The 20297-nt window shown below is 44.6% G+C and carries 17 protein-coding genes and 2 pseudogenes; 17 read left to right on the top strand and 2 right to left on the bottom strand.

Annotation, left to right across the window (positions count from 1 at the left end; genetic code table 11):
- The 6 genes and pseudogenes from B0181_RS09300 to B0181_RS09280 form a co-directional block, all read left to right on the top strand.
- A partial coding sequence (locus B0181_RS09300) for a glycosyltransferase (RefSeq protein ID WP_143821599.1) occupies positions 1-446 on the top strand: 446 nt, incomplete at its 5' end.
- A 12-nt stretch (positions 447-458) separates the two neighbouring features.
- Positions 459-1493 carry a glycosyltransferase family 2 protein gene (locus B0181_RS09295; RefSeq protein WP_078277231.1) on the top strand — a complete coding sequence of 345 codons (1035 nt, stop codon included), beginning with the start codon at positions 459-461 and terminating at the stop codon, positions 1491-1493.
- A 26-nt stretch (positions 1494-1519) separates the two neighbouring features.
- Positions 1520-1852 carry a hypothetical protein gene (locus B0181_RS12280; RefSeq protein WP_211276080.1) on the top strand — a complete coding sequence of 111 codons (333 nt, stop codon included), beginning with the start codon at positions 1520-1522 and terminating at the stop codon, positions 1850-1852.
- 582 nt (positions 1853-2434) lie between these two features.
- A pseudogene (locus tag B0181_RS12275) lies at positions 2435-2974 on the top strand (glycosyltransferase); the annotation flags it as partial.
- A gap of 13 nt (positions 2975-2987) precedes the next feature.
- Entirely contained in the window at positions 2988-3962 is a 975-nt protein-coding gene (locus tag B0181_RS09285; protein WP_078277230.1) for a hypothetical protein, read from the top strand.
- A gap of 38 nt (positions 3963-4000) precedes the next feature.
- Positions 4001-5824, top strand: coding sequence for a tetratricopeptide repeat protein (locus B0181_RS09280; protein ID WP_078277229.1), 1824 nt, complete (start codon positions 4001-4003; stop codon positions 5822-5824).
- 159 nt (positions 5825-5983) lie between these two features.
- Here the strand turns inward: B0181_RS09280 and B0181_RS09275 are convergent, their stop codons facing one another.
- Positions 5984-7723 (bottom strand): hypothetical protein, encoded by a 1740-nt coding sequence (locus B0181_RS09275; protein ID WP_078277228.1) that lies wholly within the window; start codon positions 7721-7723, stop codon positions 5984-5986.
- Positions 7724-8011: 288 nt separating this feature from the next.
- Here B0181_RS09275 and B0181_RS12390 point away from each other — a divergent pair.
- The 10 genes and pseudogenes from B0181_RS12390 to clpX form a co-directional block, all read left to right on the top strand.
- A pseudogene (locus tag B0181_RS12390) lies at positions 8012-8485 on the top strand (DUF1016 N-terminal domain-containing protein); the annotation flags it as partial.
- A 12-nt stretch (positions 8486-8497) separates the two neighbouring features.
- Entirely contained in the window at positions 8498-9049 is a 552-nt protein-coding gene (locus B0181_RS12385; protein ID WP_278044943.1) for a DUF1016 domain-containing protein, read from the top strand.
- Positions 9050-9098: 49 nt separating this feature from the next.
- Positions 9099-10118 (top strand): UDP-glucose 4-epimerase GalE, encoded by a 1020-nt coding sequence (gene galE / locus B0181_RS09265; protein ID WP_078277227.1) that lies wholly within the window; start codon positions 9099-9101, stop codon positions 10116-10118.
- Positions 10119-10207: 89 nt separating this feature from the next.
- Entirely contained in the window at positions 10208-11074 is an 867-nt protein-coding gene (locus B0181_RS09260) for a UTP--glucose-1-phosphate uridylyltransferase (RefSeq protein WP_078277226.1), read from the top strand.
- Positions 11075-11108: 34 nt separating this feature from the next.
- Positions 11109-12722: a glucose-6-phosphate isomerase gene (pgi, locus tag B0181_RS09255; RefSeq protein WP_078277225.1), complete on the top strand. Its 1614-nt coding sequence runs from the start codon at positions 11109-11111 to the stop codon at positions 12720-12722.
- A 62-nt stretch (positions 12723-12784) separates the two neighbouring features.
- Positions 12785-14089, top strand: a complete 1305-nt coding sequence (locus B0181_RS09250; RefSeq protein ID WP_158078962.1) for a UDP-glucose/GDP-mannose dehydrogenase family protein — start codon at positions 12785-12787, stop codon at positions 14087-14089.
- Positions 14090-14198: 109 nt separating this feature from the next.
- Complete coding sequence (gene rdgB, locus B0181_RS09245) at positions 14199-14810, top strand: RdgB/HAM1 family non-canonical purine NTP pyrophosphatase (protein WP_078277223.1); 612 nt, start codon at positions 14199-14201, stop codon at positions 14808-14810.
- Positions 14811-15089: 279 nt separating this feature from the next.
- Positions 15090-16424 carry a trigger factor gene (gene tig, locus B0181_RS09240; protein WP_078277222.1) on the top strand — a complete coding sequence of 445 codons (1335 nt, stop codon included), beginning with the start codon at positions 15090-15092 and terminating at the stop codon, positions 16422-16424.
- Positions 16425-16826: 402 nt separating this feature from the next.
- On the top strand, positions 16827-17477 hold the full coding sequence (gene clpP, locus B0181_RS09235; protein WP_078277233.1) for an ATP-dependent Clp endopeptidase proteolytic subunit ClpP: 651 nt from the start codon (positions 16827-16829) through the stop codon (positions 17475-17477).
- Between the two features lie 33 nt (positions 17478-17510).
- A complete protein-coding gene (gene clpX / locus B0181_RS09230) occupies positions 17511-18839 on the top strand; it encodes an ATP-dependent Clp protease ATP-binding subunit ClpX (RefSeq protein ID WP_078277221.1) in 1329 nt (442 codons plus the stop codon).
- A 214-nt stretch (positions 18840-19053) separates the two neighbouring features.
- Here clpX and B0181_RS09225 read toward each other — a convergent pair whose 3' ends face one another.
- Positions 19054-19596, bottom strand: a complete 543-nt coding sequence (locus B0181_RS09225; protein WP_078277220.1) for a thioesterase family protein — start codon at positions 19594-19596, stop codon at positions 19054-19056.
- 306 nt (positions 19597-19902) lie between these two features.
- Between B0181_RS09225 and B0181_RS09220 the strand changes: the two genes are divergently transcribed.
- Positions 19903-20297: IS1595 family transposase (locus tag B0181_RS09220; RefSeq protein ID WP_143821564.1), on the top strand; the 395-nt coding region annotated here is incomplete at its 3' end.

Here is a 20297-nt window from a genome sequence, read left to right as displayed (position 1 = left end):
TTTTGAAAATAGCCGAAAATATTACAGTCAATATCTACGGCGATGGTGCATTGAAATCCGACTTTGTGCAGGCAGTTGCCGACAATGGCTTGGAAGATATTTTGCTGGTACACGGCTTTGAAAGCGACAAACAAAAAATCTTCAGCCGCAACGATTCCTTGCTTTTAATGAGCAAATCCGAAGGCTTCCCATTAGTGTTGCTTGAGGCTTACGCCTGTGGTAAGCCTGTTATCGTGTTTGATTCATTTACCGCAGCCAAAGATTTGGTGGCTCACGGACAAACTGGCTTCTTATTGCCTTATGGCGATTACCAAGGAGTTGTTGCCGCTGTCAAACAAGCCAGCCATATTGAGCAGACAAATGTCAAAGCAATGTTTGAACGTTTTTCTAATCAAAGAGTGTTTGCCGAGTGGGATAAACTGATTGGCGAATTAGACGAGCTGTAAGGAGGCTTTGCAATGAAAATTTTACGCAACTTATTTTACAAAAGCAGCCGTGATTTGCCGACCATTTCTATCTTGGTACCTTGTTATAATTCACGCGAAACGCTGCCTGCAACACTCAAATCAATCCAAGCATCTATTTATCGCAATCTTGATGTGATGGTAGTGGACGATGGACACGAAGTTAGGGTAGAAGACATCGTAAAATCATTTAATGATTCGCGTTTTCGCTATTTTTATAAAGATAACGAAGGGCTGGGACTAACCCGCAACTTCGGTATTGAAAACGCCTTGGGTGAATATATTTTTTTCTTGGATTCAGACGATTTGATTTATCCAAACGCACTATCCAGCCTAATGGATTATGCGTTGGCACACGATTTAGATTGCGTATCGGGCGTAACCGTGCGTAAAAATGCCGAAACAGGTATAGAAAGTGAATGGTTCAGAAGTTTGTATCGTACCAAGCGGATTAGCACGCTTGAAAACCGCCTGTCTCAGTTTGATGACACCTTGTCCACCAATAAACTGTACCGTGTAGAAGCCTTAAAAAAACACGACATTTATTTTGAAACAGGTTTATACGAAGACAAGTTGTTTACCGCCAAACTGTATTCCAAACTAGAACGCATCGGCTTGATTGACGAACGTGTCTATGTGTGGTTGGTGTATGGAAGCGAAACCAGTATCACCACTTCCAAATCAGTTGCCAACTTCCAAGGGCGAATGACCGCCATTAACAATCTATGGCGGTATATTCCAGAGATTCGCAAAGCATACCAAATTGCTTTTTATATGAATCACGACTTACTGATTTATCTGCGTGAGTTTGTTTTTTATTCACAAGCGGAAAAAGACGAAATTTACGAAACCGCAAAAGAATTTATCCAAAAACATTATCACTACATCTATCACCGCCTTGTACCGGCAAGCCTGAACCGAGCCTGCTTGGACGCATTGTGCGATGGTGATAAAGAGAAATTTATGTACACCGCTGACATCTTGTCGCAAATATTCCAAGATGAGCAAAAACAAAAGCAGCGGATTTAAGGGCTGTAATGCAAAAAGGTGAGATTATGGTAAAAAATTATGTATTAACAGGTTGTATTCCTATCGGCTATGGCGGCTTGACAACCGCTTTATTAAATAGAAGTGCTCAAATATCTAGCATATCTGCGGAGCCAGTAAAAATTTTAACGTTTCGAGATAGAGAGTTTCCCAAGCAAATTCACCAACACCTCAAAGAAAGAGATGGTTTGCGTAATGGGGTAACTGTGATCAATCTGTATGACTGGCTGAGAGAAAACAGCCTGTCGTGTGGCGGTGTATCTTTTGACCCCAAGCATCACAAGTTTGCAAAAATAGGCTCCCCCCCCCCGCAATTCAGAAAATGTAACACAGGATATTGAAGATGGGCTGGTATTAAGACAGCTTATTAAGGATGAAAATTTACAGGGGTGGGCTCAGGTAAATCATTTAAGAGCTGATGGAACAGTTGCTGTAATTGATAATAGAAGAAAGGGTGAACGCTGCATTATTGTTTGTGATAAACAAGGCAATCCCGAACGTGTATTTTCTTGGGCTTGGCCGTTTTATCACGCTTGGCTGGATACAATTTTCAATGACGACTATGTAGATATTATTGTTGATAATGACCATGAGGCTCGTTTTTTGACGGATTATCACAGAAGAAACGTAAGTATCATACATTATTTTCACGGAACCCATTGCAATGGCAAGAATCAAGTATTGCCTTATGCTGAATTTGTTTTTTCTCGTTTGGATAGATTTGATTTATTTGTTTTTCCAACATTCTCTCAATGCTATTCGGCACAGCTAATGTTTCCCGAGTATTCTGGATTCGCTCATGTTCCGCATGCACTGCCTCCACAGGCATTTGTAAGTGATAAAAGTATTGTTAGAAAGCCTAGGTCTTTCGTTGTTGCATCTCGATTGGAAGGGATTAAGCGACTCATCATGCAGTTCAGGCTGTTGGAGTTGCTCAAAGCAGTAGTAAAGAGATTTTGGAGTTGCATTTTTTGGGCAATGGCAGCCAGTTGGAGAGTTTGCAAAATGCCGCCAGCAACTATAGTAGCGTAACTGTTTTCCATGGCCATTGTTCGGATGTGTTCAGTAAATTAAGAGAGTTTAGCTTTTATATGCTAACAAGTATTTCCGAGGGGTTGCCAGTGGCATTATTAGAAGCAATGGCAGCTGGATGTATTCCGATAGCATATAATATCGATTTCGGACCTAGCGATGTCATTACGCATGGCCAAAACGGCTGGTTGGTGGAGCCCGGCAATATAGACCAGTTAAAAGAAGTGGTATTAATGGCTTCTTCCTTGCCTGATGAAGAATTGGAAAAAATGAGACAGGCTGCCATCAAAACAGCTGAAGAGTATTCGGTGCATAACGTACTCTCTATGTGGAAAAATTGCAAGTTGCAAGCACGCAAGAGAAAGGCGGAGAAAATGAGCCGAATTTTTTATGAAAATCAACTAAAAAATGACTTAACTTTATGTAAATAAAGAGAGTGAAATTATGAACCATAACATTCCAGTGAACCACATTGAAAAAATCTGGATTCACAACACAACATTTTTCATTGAAGGGCTTGCTTATTTGCAAGGCTATGACGCGCCAAATTACCGCTATCTGCATAAGCACATCAAATTCAGAAACCTGCTTAACGATGATGAAGTGGAATTTGGCTTGGGTACAGTGCCAAAACCCGAGCTGGCAAATCAAACCCACAACGGAAAAACCTACAACTACACTGCTGCAGGTACGGCAACGACAGGTTTTAAAGGTATTGATGTCGGATTTTTGGAAGACGGATTGTACGAAATCCAAATTTCGGTATCGTCCGACAGTAATATCCGCAACTATGTCAGCTTGGTGATGGCAGAGCGGGATTTGGATAAGCATTCGGCAGATGAGTTTTGTGAATACCGCCTGTTTGCGGAAAGCGACAAAGTTTATCTGGCGAAAAAAGATATTTTCGGCATTGACGTGCCGGCAGGCAGCCACATCAGCGTAGAAAACTCGTGGGTACAAGGAACAGTTTTCCATCTTGAGGGGGAATTTATCGTCCCTGATGTACCGCTGAGCAATTTCAAGCAGGGAAAATACTACCTGATTGCCCAAAAACACATCATCAAAAAGCAATATGTTTTTGAACTGGGTCAAATCCGCAAAAGCCATCTCGGTGCAAAAATCGGCAAATCTGCAGACGGCTATAATGCAAGCTATTTTGCCACGCTTGGCTTAAAAGGCATTGAAACCCGGCAGTTTGAATTTGGTGTATATGATTTGTATGTTTCACTGGCGTATAACAATAAAATTTTTACTGCCAAATTAAATAAACAACTCAAGGTAGAAAGTCGTTCGGTTTGTGTATTGGTGGAAACCGAGCAAGCGATGCAGACAGCTGCTTTTTCACCTACTTCAATGTCTTTGCAGGAAGTGAAACGTGCTGCAGAGCTTGCCAACCAAAATAGAAACTGGGGGGGGTAGTTCTATACTCTCTGCAGTTGCAGCAGCTGCAACCCGATATGTGGCAGGGGTATTGGTGGGCTGGTCAGGCTTACAAAAATCTCAACCAATATGATAAAGCTGAAGAACAATTTAAATTGATGCAAGAGCGATTGCCGCAGCTTCATCACGGTTGGGAAGGTATGGTAAATGTAGCCCAGCAGCAGGGGCGTTGGGAAGAAGTTATCTCACGTTCTTACAAGTTCCGAGAATTTTTCCCTGATTTGTACCACAGTTACTGGTGGGCAGGACACGCTTATAAAAACTTATCTCACTACACCGAAGCACGAAATGAATTTCATTTGTGGCAAAAACTTTCCCCTGAAGACCATCGCGGTTTGGAAGGATTGGTTCACGTATACCAATACGAGCAAGATTGGAAATTGGCAGCAGAATATGCAGAAAAATTATTCCAAGCATTCCCGAATCTGCCGGTGTCCTACGCTTTGCTGATTACCAGCTTAAAAGGCGATAATCAGATTGACAGAGCCATCAAATATGCCGAGCAGTTTGTGGAACAATTCCCTGAACTGGAATTAGCACACCGATATTTGGCGGTTACAATGTGTCAAAACTTTGATTTTGATACAGCTTATCCTTATTATGAAAACTATTACAATAAATTCGGTAAAAATAAAAATAATGAACACCACGTTATTTATCTGAAACAAAGCCTTGGTCTTTATGAAGACGTATTGGCTTATCATCAGCAAAAACTGCCAAACCCAAGCGTCCAGTCGCCATATTCTTCATTGGCACAGTTGGCTAAAATCAGCCAGTGTTTGAATGACAATGACGCAACCATTAAGTATTGGGATTTGTATAGAGAAAAATGGATTCAGTCTGAAAATACAGTAACTGCGGCACTAAGAAACAGCCGTACGGATAATAACAAACCGCTAAACATTCTGATTCACGAGAAACTCTCTCAAAATCTGAATGAAGAAGCCAAAGATATGTTTGTCTCAAACCGCTCAAAACTAGAAGAGTTAGATGTATTAAGATTCTCTTCTTGGTTTGATTATCTGCAGCACAAACAAACCGATACAGCAGTCAAACCTGTTGTGAAAGACACCATTCAATCTTTATGGATTGGCAAAGATTTGGGCATCGTTCAACAGCTTTGCTTGGCTTCTTATCTGTATCACGGACACGAAGTTCATCTCTACTGCTATCAGGATTTGAAAAACATTCCTAAAGGCGTAATCGTCAAAGACGGCAATGAAATTCTGCCTGAAAAAGACATTTTCTATTCCCACGGTTCTCCCGCTCATTTTTCAGACTGGTTTAGATGGAAAATGATTGCATTAAAAAGCGGATATTGGGTAGATATGGACGAAATCTGCTTAAAACCGTTTGATTTTACTGAAGATTATGTATTTGGCTATGAAGGTCACGCGGTTGCCAATGCGGTGTTAAAATTCCCTTCTCACAACCATTTGGTGGAGTTGATGGAGTTTATGAGTCAAAATCCAAACCAGATTCTGCCTTGGGATACCGCTCAAGACATTGAACGCAAACAGACCCGTATTCAAAAAGGTTTGGGGCGTGAGCATACGCTTTGGGGTGAAGCCAGTGGTCCGACAGGATTAACCAAAGCCTTGATGTACTTTGGTTTGGATAAATTTGCCAAACCTTACTACAATTTTTATGGATTAAATGCCATTCAAACCAGAAGAATGCTGCTAGACCAGAATTTTGATGAGAGTACTTTGGCTGACAATATGTATGCAATGCACGTTTGGAATAATACTTTTAGAAAAACAGACTTGTATCAACAAGGTAAAAAAGTCAATAATTCCATCTTGCAATACCTAACTGATAAATATCAAGATTTTATGTAATGCTTGATAAAAGCCGTCTGTAAATATTGCTTTGCAGACGGCTTTTTTAGTTTTTATACAAGATGTTTAAACCAAAGGCGGAACCTGTCCGCCTTTATTCATTTTTAAACTCTTTTATTAAGCTGATTTAAATCCGACTGCAAAATTGCCGTCTGAAAATTAAAGTTTGTCAAAATAACAGCCTTGCTCATTGATGGCAAGCAACTGCGGAATTTGATGTGAGAAAACTTCGCTTTGATATGCCAAGGAAACAAACATCTCGTACTTACCGTGTTCAAAACTTGTAGTATCTATGCCTTTTAGGTTCATACTGGCGTAATAGCACGCCTGATAGCCACCATTGAAATTGCCGATGGCTTCGCCCAGATTTTCCTGTTTGATTTGGCCAAGTGCAATGGCGTATTGTTTGCCGCTTTCACAATGACGCAAAACGCAATAATATTTGCTGACATAAAATTCACTAAAATCCGCACCTTTCACCAAAAATTCGCCTTCTATATGAAACAGATGGTCTTTTGCCCAAGTGTTTTTCAAAGAAAAATGGAATTGTGCGTCTTTTTGTTCGCAAATGATGGGTTGCTTGGTTAAAAACAAGCTGTCTTTTTGTTTGTTTAAGCGGTAGTTGTAATATCCGTCACTGTCGTGCTGCTCCAATTCGGAATTAAGTTTTGGAGCGATGTAGTTGCGGTATTCAGGCTCCGCACTGGGGGTGGCAGACACCAATATCTCATAGCGTCCTTGTGCGATGTTTTTTAAATCGATGCCTTTTAGACCCATCGTTGCGGTGCCTGCCGCGGTGTAATCAAAATACATATCGGAAAAAATTTCGCGGCTGATAGGGTGTTTTGGCACACTTCCAAGAGCAAATTCGTATTCTTGGTTGGATTTGCTGGATACGGATTTGAGTTTGAGATGTTTGGAAAGATAGTGGTAATTGGGCGAATCGTAGCCTTGAAGATACAGCAATCCTTCAACAAACATCACGCCTTGTTCTGTATGGATTTTTTCAAGTTTCCCTATTGCTTTCGGCTTGTCTTGGTAACGGCTGCGTTTGGCAGCAAAAACCGCCTTAGTGCGTTCATTCGGCACAATCACAGACGGCTGCAGAATATCGTCTGTCAAATGCTTGTTTAAACGCGTGGTGATGCCTTGCGTGAGCAGGCTGGTAATAGACAGAGTCTCTTGCAGAAAATACGGCGTTACTTGGTCGTGCTGGAAAACCAGCTCGGTATCGGCATACAGAGCGTTGAAGTTACGGTATTTTTCTGCCAGAGCCTGCGTTACTTCACGCTGCCCGAGTTCTAAATAAAAATTATCCGCTTTGGATAAAAACACATAGATGTTTTTGTCGGGATTATCGTCTTGCTCTATCAAATCAAGCAGCAAGCGGTCGTATTTTTCTACAACTTTACCATCGTAACCCACGCCCATCACGTGATCGGCAATGCTTGGCGTGTAACGCACCATCCACGAACCGATGTGTCCGACAAACGCCGGGGCGACTATGTTTTTAAAATTGTATTTCAATCCCATATACAATGCCGCAAAACCACCCTTTGACGGCCCGATAAGCGTGCAGTCGTCTGCTGTCAGCATCAGACTTTTTAAGGTTTTGTGAATCAGGGAGGCAACCGCATCGCTAAACTCAAATGTTCCTTGTGCACCTAAATAACAAGACTGCCCGTTTTTAAACACATCAGCAATCATCAGTACGCTGCATTTGAAAAAATTGATGGAATTGGCATATTCCCAGCCACCGTGCCGATAACCATTCAGCAGGACAACCAAGTGTGCTGTGTCTTTACGGCAAGGCTTATGGATAAATTTAATATCAAAACCATTAATGTTGACAGTTTGGGTCTGTGCAGGGTGTGTAGGAATGAGCTGATTGGTCATCATACTGTAAATCGCTTTATTGTAAATAACTTTATAAAAATATCTACTTATACTAAGTGCAAGTTATTAAAAATACAAGGGGTTGTTGTGAATAGATGAAAGAATAAAACAAAACCATAACAGTCCGCCTGTTAATTTGAATGGCAAATATGATAAAATTGCTTAATTATGCCAATGGCAGTTGAAATAACAAGTATCTGTTTTTCAGACGGCATTTGTGTGGGATATTGATTAAAATTTTGGTTTATTGATATATCCGTTTACATTTAAACCAATATAATAAAGACCGATATGAACACTCCAACCAATCAAACTGCTGCATTATTGTCGGAGCGGGTTGCCGAATTACTTGCCCAAGCTCGCGAACGCATCGCATCCCAAGTTAATCAAACAATGGTGCTGACGTATTTTGAAATCGGCAAGATGATTGTGGAAGAAGAGCAGAATGGCAACAAACGCGCAGAATACGGTAAAGGATTACTTAAGTAGCTTTCGCAAAGACTGACTGCAGAATTTGGAAAAGAGTTTTCCGTTGAAAATCTGGATAGAATGCGGTTCTTTTACAAAACCTATTCCCAGCAGAATTCGTCAACACTGTTGACGAATTCTGAAAAGCATACGCCTGCCCTTGAATTTCCGCTCAGTTGGTCACATTACATCAAACTTATGCGGATTTCTGACCCGCTTGAACGCAGCTTTTATGAGATTGAAGCGGCAAAAAACAAGTGGAGTTTGCGTGAACTGAACCGTCAATACGACTCTGCCCTATTTACTCGCTTGGCATTAAGTAGGGATAAACAGGGAGTATTGGATTTAGCTTTGTACGGACAGCGTTTGGAAAAACCCAAGGATTTGATCAAAGACCCTTATATTTTGGAATTTATTGGTTTGCCTGAGCAGTCAAGTTATTCGGAAAATGACTTGGAGCAGGGACTGATTGATAAGCTGGAACAGTTCTTATTGGAGCTGGGTACTGGTTTTACATTTGTATCACGCCAGCAACGAATAAGTTTTGACGAACAGCATTTTTATGTGGATTTGGTGTTTTACAACCGTGTATTGCGCTGCTTTATATTGATAGATTTGAAATTAGGTCGCCTGAAGCATCAGGATTTGGGGCAAATGCAAATGTACGTCAATTATTACGACCGCAAAATGCGGCTGTCTGATGAAAATAAAACCATCGGCATTGTATTATGCCAAGATAAAAGTGAAGCTGTGGTGGAGTTTACTCTGCCGGAAGATAACAACCAAATCTTTGCCAGTCGCTATCAAACTGTTTTGCCAAGCAAAGAGCAGTTACAAGCAATACTTACCCATAACAAATAACTCTACTTTTAAAATGCCTTTTTAAACTCAAACACAACGGTAAAACAACATGAAAAAAATCCTAATCACTGGCGGTACGGGCTTTATCGGTTCGCATACTGCCATTTCTTTGATTGATGCAGGCTTTGATGTCGTAATTTTGGACAATCTTTGCAATTCAAGCGCGAATATTTTGCCGCGTTTGCAGCAGATTGTTGGTAAAGAAATTCCCTTTTATCAAGGCGATATTCGCGATCGCGCCTTACTGAGAAAGATTTTTGCCGGGCATGAGATTGAGACGGTCATGCACTTTGCTGGCTTGAAAGCGGTGGGCGAAAGCGTGCAGCAGCCGATTCGCTATTATGATAATAATGTTGGCGGCAGCTTGGTGCTGGCAGAAGAAATGGCGGCGGCAGGCGTGTTTAATATCGTATTTAGCTCGTCCGCCACGGTGTACGGCAACCCTGCGCGTACGCCGATTACCGAAGATATGCCTGTTGGTGGTACGACCAATCCTTACGGCACGTCCAAATACATGACCGAGCGAATGCTGGCGGACATTCAAAAATCCGATCCGCGCTGGAGCGTGGTATTGCTGCGCTATTTCAACCCTGTCGGCGCACATGAAAGCGGCTTGATTGGCGAATATCCAAACGGCATTCCGAATAATCTTTTGCCTTATATTTGCCAAGTCGCTTCGGGCAAGCTGCCTTATCTGTCGGTATTCGGCGATGATTATGACACCAAAGACGGCACAGGCGTGCGCGATTATATTCATGTGGTGGATTTGGCAGACGGCCACCTAAAAGCCATGCAGTCGTGCGCCAACCAATCGGGCGTACACATCTTTAATCTCGGTACGGGTCAAGGCTATTCGGTGCTGGAAATGGTGCGTGCATTTGAAGCGGCTTCAGGCTTGCAGATACCTTATCAAATCAAACCGCGCCGAGAAGGCGACATCGCCACCTGCTTTGCCGACCCATCGCATACATTTGCCGAAATCGGCTGGCGCGCAACACGCGGACTGCCTGAAATGATGGCGGACTCTTGGCGTTGGGTAAGTGGCAATCCGAACGGGTATGATGTTTGATGGGCTTTAATTGGGTGGTGTAAAATATTATTTTGCATCAACTCATGATAAAATAAACTAATTTTGACTGATTAAAACAAGGACTTCCCATGACCAAAATCACCCACGCCATCATTCCGACCGCAGGCTTTGGGACGCGCATGTTGCCGCTGTCAAAGGCTGTGCCAAAAGAGCTTTTGCCGCTGGGCAATAAGCCTGCTATCGCCTATGTGGTGGACGAAGCCGTCAAAGCAGGGATTAAGACCATTGTGCTGGTCAATCATGCCCAAAAAAGCGCGATTGAAAACTATTTTGATGTGAACAGCGAGCTTGACACTCAGCTGCGCACCAAAGGCAAAAACGAGCTTGCCGACAGCCTAAATGCCTTGCCTGACGATGTGCGTGTGGTGAGCGTACGTCAAGGCAAGCCATTGGGCTTAGGCCATGCGGTGCTGCAAGGGCGCGCGGTGGTGGGCGATAATCCTTTTGCTGTGCTGCTGCCTGATGTGGTGCTTGACCCATTTAATACCGATTTTCAGGCGGATAATTTGGCGTATATGCTGGATAAATTTGCCAAAACAAAACGCTCACAAATCTTGGTAGATCCTGTGGCGGACAGCGATGTGCATAAATACGGTATTGCCAAACTTGCCGATAAAAAAACCATCGCCAAATCCGACACCAACCAATCCTTTGGCGTCAAAGGCTTTGTAGAAAAGCCTATGCTAGCGGACTCACCGAGCAACCTTGCGGTGGTGGGGCGCTATGTATTTAGTCCAGAAATTTTTGATTATCTTGCCAAAACTGCGCCAAGCGTAGGCGGCGAAATTCAGCTCACCGATGCCATTGACGCTTTGATTGGCGAGCAGGGCATGGACGTGGTAACGATGAAAGGGGCAAGCTTTGACGCAGGCGATATGACCACTTATGCGCAGGCGTTCGTGTATTTTGCCAAGCAGCTTGGGCTGGTTGATTGATTTTTTAAAACACCGATAATTGATGGATATTGACATGACCACCGCCACATTTGATGAGCAATGGCAAGCCGTGCAGGCACTTGCTGATGATATGCCAAGCATCGGCGAGCTGTTTTTGGCCGATGAAGCAGCAGGGCAGCACCGTGGCGAAAAGTTTTCTCGCCAAGCGCCTTTTATGCTGATGGATTTTGCCAAGCAGTGCCTTGATGAGCGTGCGCTGACGTCTTTGCTGTCGTTGGCAAAGCAGGCAGATTTATCCAATAAAATCAAAGACTTGATGTCAGGAAGCCGTGTAAACGACAGCGAAAATCGCCCAGCTTTGCACACCGCTTTGCGCTTGCCAAAGGGCGAGACGCTCATGGTGAATGGCGTGGACGTGGTGGCTTTGGTGCATGACAGCCTTGCCAAAGCCGACAGCCTTGCAACGCGTCTACGCACAGGCGTGTGGCGTGGATTTTCTGGCAAAGCCATCACCGATGTGGTGAACGTTGGCGTGGGCGGTTCTGATTTGGGGCCTTTGATGGCGGTGCGTGCGCTGGCGCAGTATCGCAGCACAGACATTGATGTGCATTTTGTGTCCAATATGGACGGCACGCACATGGAGAATTTGCTGCGCCATCTCAACCCTGAAACCACCGTTTTTGTGCTGGCTTCTAAGTCTTTTGGCACGGTGGATACTTTTTCAAACGCACGCACGGCACTAGATTGGCTGATGCGTTTTACCACCAAAGACGTGGCGCTTAGACGGCATTTTATTGGCTTGTCGGCAAATCCTGCCAAGATGACAGCGTGGGGCATTCACCCTGATAATCAGCTTGAGTTTTGGGAATGGGTGGGCGGCCGCTTTTCTATGTGGTCGGTGATTGGCTTTACGGTGATGGTCGCCATCGGTACAGAGAATTTCACCGCCATGCTAGAAGGCGCACATCAGATGGATCGCCACTTTGCCGATACGCCACTTGAAAACAATGTACCTGTGCTTTTGGGTTTACTTGCGGTGTGGAACGCCACTTTCCTAAAAATCAGCGGACATACCGTGCTGCCTTATGATGGGCGGCTAAAATTCTTGCCAAGCTATCTGACTCAGCTGGAAATGGAATCAAACGGCAAGTCCGTCAAGCGAGATGGTAAGGCGGTAACTTATCCGACTTGTCCGATTTTATGGGGTGAAGTGGGCAGTAATGCGCAGCACGCTTTTTATCAGCTGTTACACCAAGGCACGCAGCGTGTGTCGTGCGATTTTATTGCTTGCGTGCGTCGTTATGATAAGGACGGCAAGGCGCTGACCCATCAGCAGGATTTGGCGTTGTCAAATTGCCTTGCGCAGTCGCGTGTGATGGCATTTGGCAATAAAGCGGTGGGCGATGACGATACCAATCCGTTTCGCCAATATCGTGGCAATCAGCCGTCCACGACCATTTTATTAGACAGCCTAACGCCTGAGAGCTTGGGTGCGCTGGTGGCATTGTACGAGCATAAAGTGTATGTGGCGTCTGTGCTGTGGGGCATTAATCCGTTTGATCAGTGGGGCGTGGAAATGGGCAAGCAGATGGCAGAAGTGGTGTATGACGCACTGCACGCCGCCATCACGCCAGCGTTTGATGCGTCTACAGATTTGTTATTAGAAACCATCAAACGTGCCAAATGAGCGTTTATCTTGACATTCAATCGCCAAACCCAGATAAAATCATAACCATTAAAGGATTTGCCATGCCAGCCGCTTTTACAACCAACAACCCAACCAAATCCACTGCCGTCTTAATTGGCAGCAGCATTGAGACGCTTGCCAGTGCGGTGGCTTTGGCAAGTCTTGGCAAGTCTGTACTTTTATACAGCGCAGATTTTAATGACGTGGTGCGCCAGTACGCCTTTGAGCATGAAGCGGTGGCATTGTTTGAGATGTATGTGGCAAATGGCGTGATTCGTTTGGCGGATTTTGCTGAGCTGTCGTTGGCAAAGTTTGATGAATTGTCGCAAATTGCCGAGTGTTTTTGGGTGTTTGCCAGTGATGCTTTGTTTGCCGATGTGGACGTGGCGGCATGGCTGTCTGTGCTTAATCGCACCACCAAAGACGTGCCTGTGGTGCTTAGTGGCAGTGGCGATGTGGGGCGTTTTGATGGCTTGGCAAAGACGCTTAAGCGTGCGTTTGTGTATTATGTGCCGTTTGTGTTTTTGGAAAGTGGGCAAGCGTATGCGTCCATCATGCACCCAAGTTTGTGGCTGGTGGGCGAAAAAACGGCAGACAGCTTGCATAAATTGCCTGCGCTCAATGAATTTGCCGAACGTGCCGCAGCCGTGTCAGTTCAAGACATTAAAACTTGCGAATTTGGGCGCATGAGTATCATGAGCGTGCTGGCGGTGCGTGTCAGCCTGATGAATGAGCTGTCTCGCTTGGCGGACGGTGTGGGCGTGGACATCACGGCAGTAAGCGCCATCATGGGCAAGGATAAACGTATTGGCAGCGGCTATTTGCGTGCAGGCTCTGGCTTTGGCGGGCAGACTTTGCCGCAGGAAGTGGCGAATTTGCAGCGCAGTTTTGGCATCACAGGACAGCAAAGCGAGATGATTGCAGCGGTGGAGCGTATTAACACCGAGCAAAAAGAGCTGATGTTTCGCAAGTTTTGGCAGCATTTTGATGGCTTTATTGATGGCGGTGCGGTTACGATTTGGGGTGGTGGTTATAAATCAGGCTCTGGGCGCACCACCAACTCGGCAATTCATGCGCTGCTGCGTTTGTTTTGGTCGTATGACATCACCACTTATGTATCGGCAGATGAAGCCAATGACGAGCTTATCAGATTATACGGCGATGAAGCCAAATTTGCCATCACGCCTGACCCATACGCCACGCTTAGCGACAGTAAGGCGCTGTTTGTGTTGAGTGCGCCAAGCAGACTAGACGTGGCACGGCTTAATGACGTGGCGTTGCCGATTTTTGATGGCGGCAATGCCTTTGGGCAAGCGGACATCGCACGTTTGTCAGGCAGTTATGTGGGCGTGGGACGCACCAAATGATGTGCTAAATTTGCCTTTCGTGGTAAATGTATGCCACAATTAACCCAAACTAGCAACCCAAACTAACAATCCAAACCAAGCATTTATTCTTTAAAAATCAAAACGTTACATGACTACCATTGTATTAGCTTCTAATAATCAAGGCAAACTTGCCGAATTTCGCACGCTGTTTGACGGTGCAGGACTTGCGCTAAACATCGTACCACAAGGCGAGCTGGGCATTGATGACGCGGTAGAAGACGGACTGTCTTTTGTGGAAAATGCCATCATTAAAGCACGCCACGCCAGCCGTGCCAGCGGTTTGCCAGCGGTGGCGGACGACAGCGGACTTGTGGTGCCTGTGCTGGGCAATGCGCCGGGGATTTATTCAGCACGCTTTGCAGGCGAGCATGGCAATGACGCAGCAAATAACGCTAAGTTATTAAAAGAATTAGAAAAATTTCGCACAGGCGCACCGATTGTCGGTAAGTTTATTTGCGTGCTTGCGATGGTGCGCCATGCTGATGACCCTCTGCCCATCATTGCCCAAGGTGAATGGATGGGCGAGATTTTACCCGAGCTGCGTGGCGAAAACGGCTTTGGTTATGACCCATTATTTTACATTCCAGCGCTTGATAAGACATCAGCCGAGCTTGATAAGGCGCAAAAAAACGCCATCAGCCACCGTGGGCAAGCCTTGCAAGTGCTGCTTGAGCGGCTCAAGGCTGAACATAAAGCATAACTATAAATAAAGACATTGCCAAGTTTGATTAACAAGTAGGCAAAGCGATTTTTGCCAAAAATGATGGTGTTTTGTTAATGAATTGTTGGCAAATTTTTATCGTGCAGCGCATTTTTGTTGTATTTTTGGCGTGATGGCGTTATACTGTCATCTTTTAGATTTTGCAAAGTGTTGTAAGTTGTTTTGATGAGCGGCACTTGCCCAGATTTGTTTTTTCGTTTTGGGGTTTGTCATTCCCAAAATTGATGTATTTTAATGATTTTTAGACAAGGTGAATCCATGAGCAATCTTGATATTGCAGTCAATGTACTGTCAGACAAAGAAACCCAACTGACCGTAAAAGTTCCTGTTGGCACAATCCAAAACAAGGTAGAAGGCCGCATCCGCAGCCTAGCAAAAACCGCAAAAATTGACGGTTTCCGCAAGGGCAAAGTGCCTGTGTCGCACATTCGCGCACAATATGGCGCTGGCATTCAGCAAGAAGTTATCAACGATGTGATTCGTGATACCGTATTTGAAGCCATCGGCGAGCAAAAAATCCGCGCGGTGGGCGTGCCAAACATTGACGATGTGAAGCTAGAAAACGACTTTTTGGTGTATCAAGCGACCGTTGAAACTTTTCCAGAAGTTGAGCTACAAGGTGTAAACGAGATTGAAGTTGAGCGTCAAACCGCCAGCATTGCTGACGAAGACGTAGACACCATGATTGAAAACCTACAAAAACAACGTCAAACTTTTGAAACCAAAGACGGCGAACTTGCCGATGGCGATGAAGCGACTTTTGATTTTGAAGGTTCAATCGATGGCGAGAAGTTTGAAGGCGGTACCGCAGAAAACTATCGCTTGGTGATTGGCTCTGGCCGTATGATTCCGGGTTTTGAAGACGGCATGAAAGGCATGAAAGCTGGCGAAGAAAAAACCATCAAGGTAACTTTCCCAGAAGATTATCAAGCCGAAAACCTAGCAGGCAAAGAAGCTGACTTCAAAATCAACGTAAAAGAAGTTAAAGAAGCGAAATTGCCAGAATTGAATGACGAATTTTTCGCATTGTTTGGCGTAACCGAAGGCGGTCTTGACAAGCTAAAAGCAGACGTGCGCAAAAACATGGAGCGTGAAATCAAAAACGCTTCTCGCAACCAAGTAAAACAAGCGGCATTTGACGCATTGCTTGAGAAAAACGAATTTGACGTGCCAAAAGCCATGCTGGATCAAGAAATTGACCGTCAGCGCAACCTAATGCTACAGCGTTTCGCACAGCAATTTGGTGGCAATGCAAACTTTGGCGCAGACATGCTGCCAAACGAGCTGTTTGAAGACCAAGCATTGCGTGCGGTACGTCTTGGCGTATTGGTAAGCCAAATCATCGAAAGCCAAAAACTGGAAGTGGATCAAGACCGTGTAACGGCATTCATCGCAGAAGCGGCTGAAAACTACGAAGATCCAGCAGAAGTGATCGAATACTACACCAACGACAAGCAACAACGTGCCAGCGTAGAAGCGGTGGTGCTAGAAGACCAAGTGGTGGATTATCTGCTATCACAAGGCAAAGTAACCGACAAAGAAGTGAAATATCAAGATTTGTTGGCGGCGGCTCAGCAAGCAGCAGCGATGTAATTTGCTGGCAACTTAGCCAAAAAAAGCACTCCATTTGGGGTGCTTTTTGTTGCGTGTGGTTTTAGAGTAGCTGCAAAGCCGTTGCAGGGTAAATTTAAGATGAGTTTGCAAAAAAAATGACAAGATAACTGCTGAATTTAGCTAGAAAGCCGATGATGATTTGATTTGCCAAACGAAACAGTACGATAAATGTAACCAGCACAGGTTTTGTTTTGGCGTGGCTGTCTTTTGTGGTACAATGGGCGATATTTTGGTTTTGATGCGTTGCCAACTTGACCGTGCATTTTAGGCAAATGTGCCTGATATTGATGGGCGAGCGCTAAAAAAGCATAAATCGCTTTTGGTTTGGCAAGACTTTAAACGAACACAAAACCAACCATCTAAGGAATTGATATGACGACAATGACACACAATCCGTTTTATGATCAGCTGGCGGATACTTTTCATGCAGCACCGCAAAGCGCACTGGTGCCGATGGTGATTGAGCAATCTGGACGTGGCGAGCGTTCGTTTGATATTTTTTCACGTTTGCTTCGTGAGCGTGTGATTTTCTTGACAGGGCAAGTTGAAGACAACATGGCGAATTTAATCGTGGCGCAGATGTTGTTTTTGGAAGCGGATAACCCTGAAAAAGACATTCACCTGTACATCAACTCCCCGGGCGGCGTGGTTACGGCAGGCATGGCGATTTATGACACCATGAATTTTATCAAACCTGACGTGTCTACCATTTGCCTTGGTCAGGCGTGCAGCATGGGTTCTTTTTTGCTGTCGGCAGGTGAGAAGGGCAAGCGTTATGCCCTTGCTAATTCACGCATCATGATTCATCAGCCGCTGGGCGGTTTTCGTGGTCAAGCAAGCGACATTGAAATCCATGCGCGCGAAATCATTCAACTAAAAGCTAAGCTAAATCAACTACTTGCCGACCACACAGGGCAGCCGTTTGAGCGTTTGGAAAAAGACACCGACCGTGATAATTTTATGAGTGCTGAGCAAGCGCGCGAGTATGGCTTGGTGGATACCGTGCTTGATAAGCGTCCAAAATCGCTATAAAACCGCTAAAAATCGCTAAATTGAGTGAATGAAATGAGCAAAGAAAAAACACCGCATTGCGACTTTTGTGGCAAATCCAAAGAAGATGTGGCAAAGCTGATTGCTGGTGAAAACGCCAGTATTTGCAATGAGTGCATTGAGCTGTGTGGCGATATGATTGATGGCTTGCAAAGCAGCCGTCCAGCACAAGCAGCATCAAAAGCTAAACCTGCCAAATCTGCCAAGTCTGACGACAAAAAATCAAACGCCAAGACGGACGAAGCGGCGCAAAAAAATGACGAAGCCGATTACTGGCTGACGGCAAAATTGCCCACGCCAAAAGAAATTCGTGCGCATTTGGACGAATACGTCATTGGTCAAGACACCGCTAAAAAAGCGTTGTCTGTGGCGGTGTACAACCACTACAAGCGTCTAAAAGTGGACGCAAATGGTGATAAACCAGCCGATGCACCTGAGCTTGCCAAAAGTAACATCATGCTGATTGGCCCGACAGGTTCTGGTAAGACTTTGCTGGCGCAGACGTTGGCAAAAATGCTGGACGTGCCTTTTGCCATGGCGGACGCCACCACCCTGACCGAAGCAGGCTATGTGGGCGAAGATGTGGAAAACATCGTACAAAAACTGCTGCAAGCTGCCGATTATGACATCGAAAAAACGCAGCGTGGCATTATTTACATTGATGAAATTGATAAAATCACACGCAAATCTGAAAATCCGTCCATCACGCGTGATGTGTCTGGCGAAGGCGTGCAGCAGGCGTTGTTAAAACTAATTGAAGGTACGGTGGCGAATATCCCACCGCAAGGCGGACGCAAGCACCCACGCCAAGAGATGATTCAGGTGGACACCAGTAACATCTTGATGATTGTGGGTGGGGCATTTGCTGGGCTGGATAAAATCATTCAGCAGCGCACCGAAAAGACAGGCATTGGCTTTAATGCTGACGTCAAGGCGAAAGAAGAGACCAAAATCAGCGAGCTGTTCCGTGAAGTTGAGCCAGAAGATTTGATTAAATTTGGTATCATTCCAGAGTTTATCGGACGTTTGCCAGTGATTGCTACGCTTGATGAGTTGGACGAAGCGGCACTGGTGCAGATTTTGACCGAGCCAAAAAATGCCTTGGTGAAGCAGTACCAGTATCTGTTTGATATGGAAGGTGCGAAACTTGAATTTGACAAAGATGCGCTGAGCGCCATCGCCGCCCAAGCCATGAAACGCAAAACAGGTGCGCGTGGTTTGCGTTCCATTATTGAAAATGCGCTGCTTGAGACCATGTACGAGCTGCCAAGTAAGAGCGATGTCAGCAAAGTATCGGTTAGTAAAGCGGTGATTGAAGATGGCGAGCCGCCTGTGATGAAATAAGGCGAGCTGATGGGCGTGATTTTGTGAGTTTGATGGTTGTTAAGCCAGTAAAACGCACAATTTCACCGCCGATCAATTGTTCAAACCGCTTTTATCCTAAAGTCGTTTTTATTAAAAAACCATCTGTACGATTGTGTGCAGATGGTTTTTCGTTGCTTGCTTGTGGAGAATTTTTGTTAGGGAATGTGAATTGGAAAATCTCAGTCAGGAAATGTTAATCAGGAAATTCACGCAATTTATCCGCTTCAATCCATGCCTTGACCCAGCCTGTTGGCGGCAGACTAAAATCTGTGATGCCAAGTGCGTCCAGTGCTTGCTTGGTGGGAATGGTTCTGCCTGTTTTGATATTGGTTACGCCTGTGCGCAGCAGGACTTGGGAAGTCGTCTTGCCTTTCGCCATCATTACTTGCTCAATATAAAACCAGCGTTCGTCCACGGCGACTAGGCGGGTTTTGATGGTGATTTTGTCCAGTAGGCGCACGCGTTTGCGATACTGAATGGTGCTGCCTGCCACCACCAAGCCCCAGCGGTTTTTGATGAGCTGTTTGCCAAGTCCTGTGCGAATGGCAAAATCGTTGCGCCCTAAGTCAAACAACGTCAGCACACGTCCGTTATTGAGCTCTAAAAAGTTGTCAATGTCATTGATATTGCACACATAATGCACTTCGCTGGTGTCGGTGATGGCAAGTGTCTTGCCTTGGCGGTTTGACAACATACTTTTGGCGATGGACGTGCCTAGTCTGATAAATGGATACATGACGATTCCTTGTTTTGCGGTGAAATTGGCAATTTTGGCGGCAAGTTCGCCATTTGGTAAGTTTTTAGGTGTGATGAAGAGCTATGATAGCAAAGTTTTTAAGAAAAGCAAAACTGCTGGTGGGGGTTTATCAAATTTATTAAGAATGTTTTTGATTTAAACCTAAAATCTCTTGTAATTGTTCTGCAAGTGCTGAAGTTGGTCGGTAAAGATAATAAACCAAGCGTACATTATTGTTATAACTTATTGAATTTAAGATATTTTTTTAGGGGCTGTAGTAGATAACAAATATGTTATACTACAAAAATGAAGATAACTCGTTGTAAATTATCAAGAAAAACTCAATTAAGACTACTTGAGTTTTTCATTGCAGAAGTTACCGCTAGAACAGCGGCTGATTTGTTAAACATTCAACACAATTCAGCAGTCCTTTTCTACCACAAAATCCGCCTTGTGATAGAATATCACTTAGCTCTTGAAGCCAACACTGTTTTTGACGGTGAAGTAGAGCTTGATGAAAGTTACTTCGGCGGTATTCGTAAAGGCAAACGTGGTCGTGGTGCAGCTGGCAAGACTGCTGTATTTGGTTTATTAAAACGCAATGATAAAGTTTACACTGTTGTTGTTAAAGATACTAAGACAAATACACTAATGCCAATTATCACAAGTAAAATCAAGCCTGATAGCATTGTCTACACAGA

Origin of the sequence: Moraxella caviae (genome assembly GCF_002014985.1) — a bacterium.
Lineage (GTDB): Bacteria > Pseudomonadota > Gammaproteobacteria > Pseudomonadales > Moraxellaceae > Moraxella > Moraxella caviae.
The sequence above is the reverse complement of the archived record's forward strand: the minus strand, read 5'-3'. Positions and strand labels throughout refer to the sequence as shown.

Excerpts from the sequence above, each read along its gene's own strand:
- B0181_RS09295 (WP_078277231.1), top strand. The coding sequence starts at position 459 with ATGAAAATTTTACGCAACTTATTTTACAAAAGCAGCCGTGATTTGCCG.
- B0181_RS09260 (WP_078277226.1), top strand. The coding sequence starts at position 10,208 with ATGACCAAAATCACCCACGCCATCATTCCGACCGCAGGCTTTGGGACG.
- clpP (WP_078277233.1), top strand. The coding sequence starts at position 16,827 with ATGACACACAATCCGTTTTATGATCAGCTGGCGGATACTTTTCATGCA.
- tig (WP_078277222.1), top strand. The coding sequence starts at position 15,090 with ATGAGCAATCTTGATATTGCAGTCAATGTACTGTCAGACAAAGAAACC.
- B0181_RS09225 (WP_078277220.1), bottom strand. The coding sequence starts at position 19,596 with ATGTATCCATTTATCAGACTAGGCACGTCCATCGCCAAAAGTATGTTG.
- rdgB (WP_078277223.1), top strand. The coding sequence starts at position 14,199 with ATGACTACCATTGTATTAGCTTCTAATAATCAAGGCAAACTTGCCGAA.
- B0181_RS09275 (WP_078277228.1), bottom strand. The coding sequence starts at position 7,723 with ATGATGACCAATCAGCTCATTCCTACACACCCTGCACAGACCCAAACT.
- clpX (WP_078277221.1), top strand. The coding sequence starts at position 17,511 with ATGAGCAAAGAAAAAACACCGCATTGCGACTTTTGTGGCAAATCCAAA.
- pgi (WP_078277225.1), top strand. The coding sequence starts at position 11,109 with ATGACCACCGCCACATTTGATGAGCAATGGCAAGCCGTGCAGGCACTT.
- B0181_RS12280 (WP_211276080.1), top strand. The coding sequence starts at position 1,520 with ATGGTAAAAAATTATGTATTAACAGGTTGTATTCCTATCGGCTATGGC.
- B0181_RS09285 (WP_078277230.1), top strand. The coding sequence starts at position 2,988 with ATGAACCATAACATTCCAGTGAACCACATTGAAAAAATCTGGATTCAC.
- B0181_RS09250 (WP_158078962.1), top strand. The coding sequence starts at position 12,785 with ATGCCAGCCGCTTTTACAACCAACAACCCAACCAAATCCACTGCCGTC.
- B0181_RS09280 (WP_078277229.1), top strand. The coding sequence starts at position 4,001 with ATGTGGCAGGGGTATTGGTGGGCTGGTCAGGCTTACAAAAATCTCAAC.
- galE (WP_078277227.1), top strand. The coding sequence starts at position 9,099 with ATGAAAAAAATCCTAATCACTGGCGGTACGGGCTTTATCGGTTCGCAT.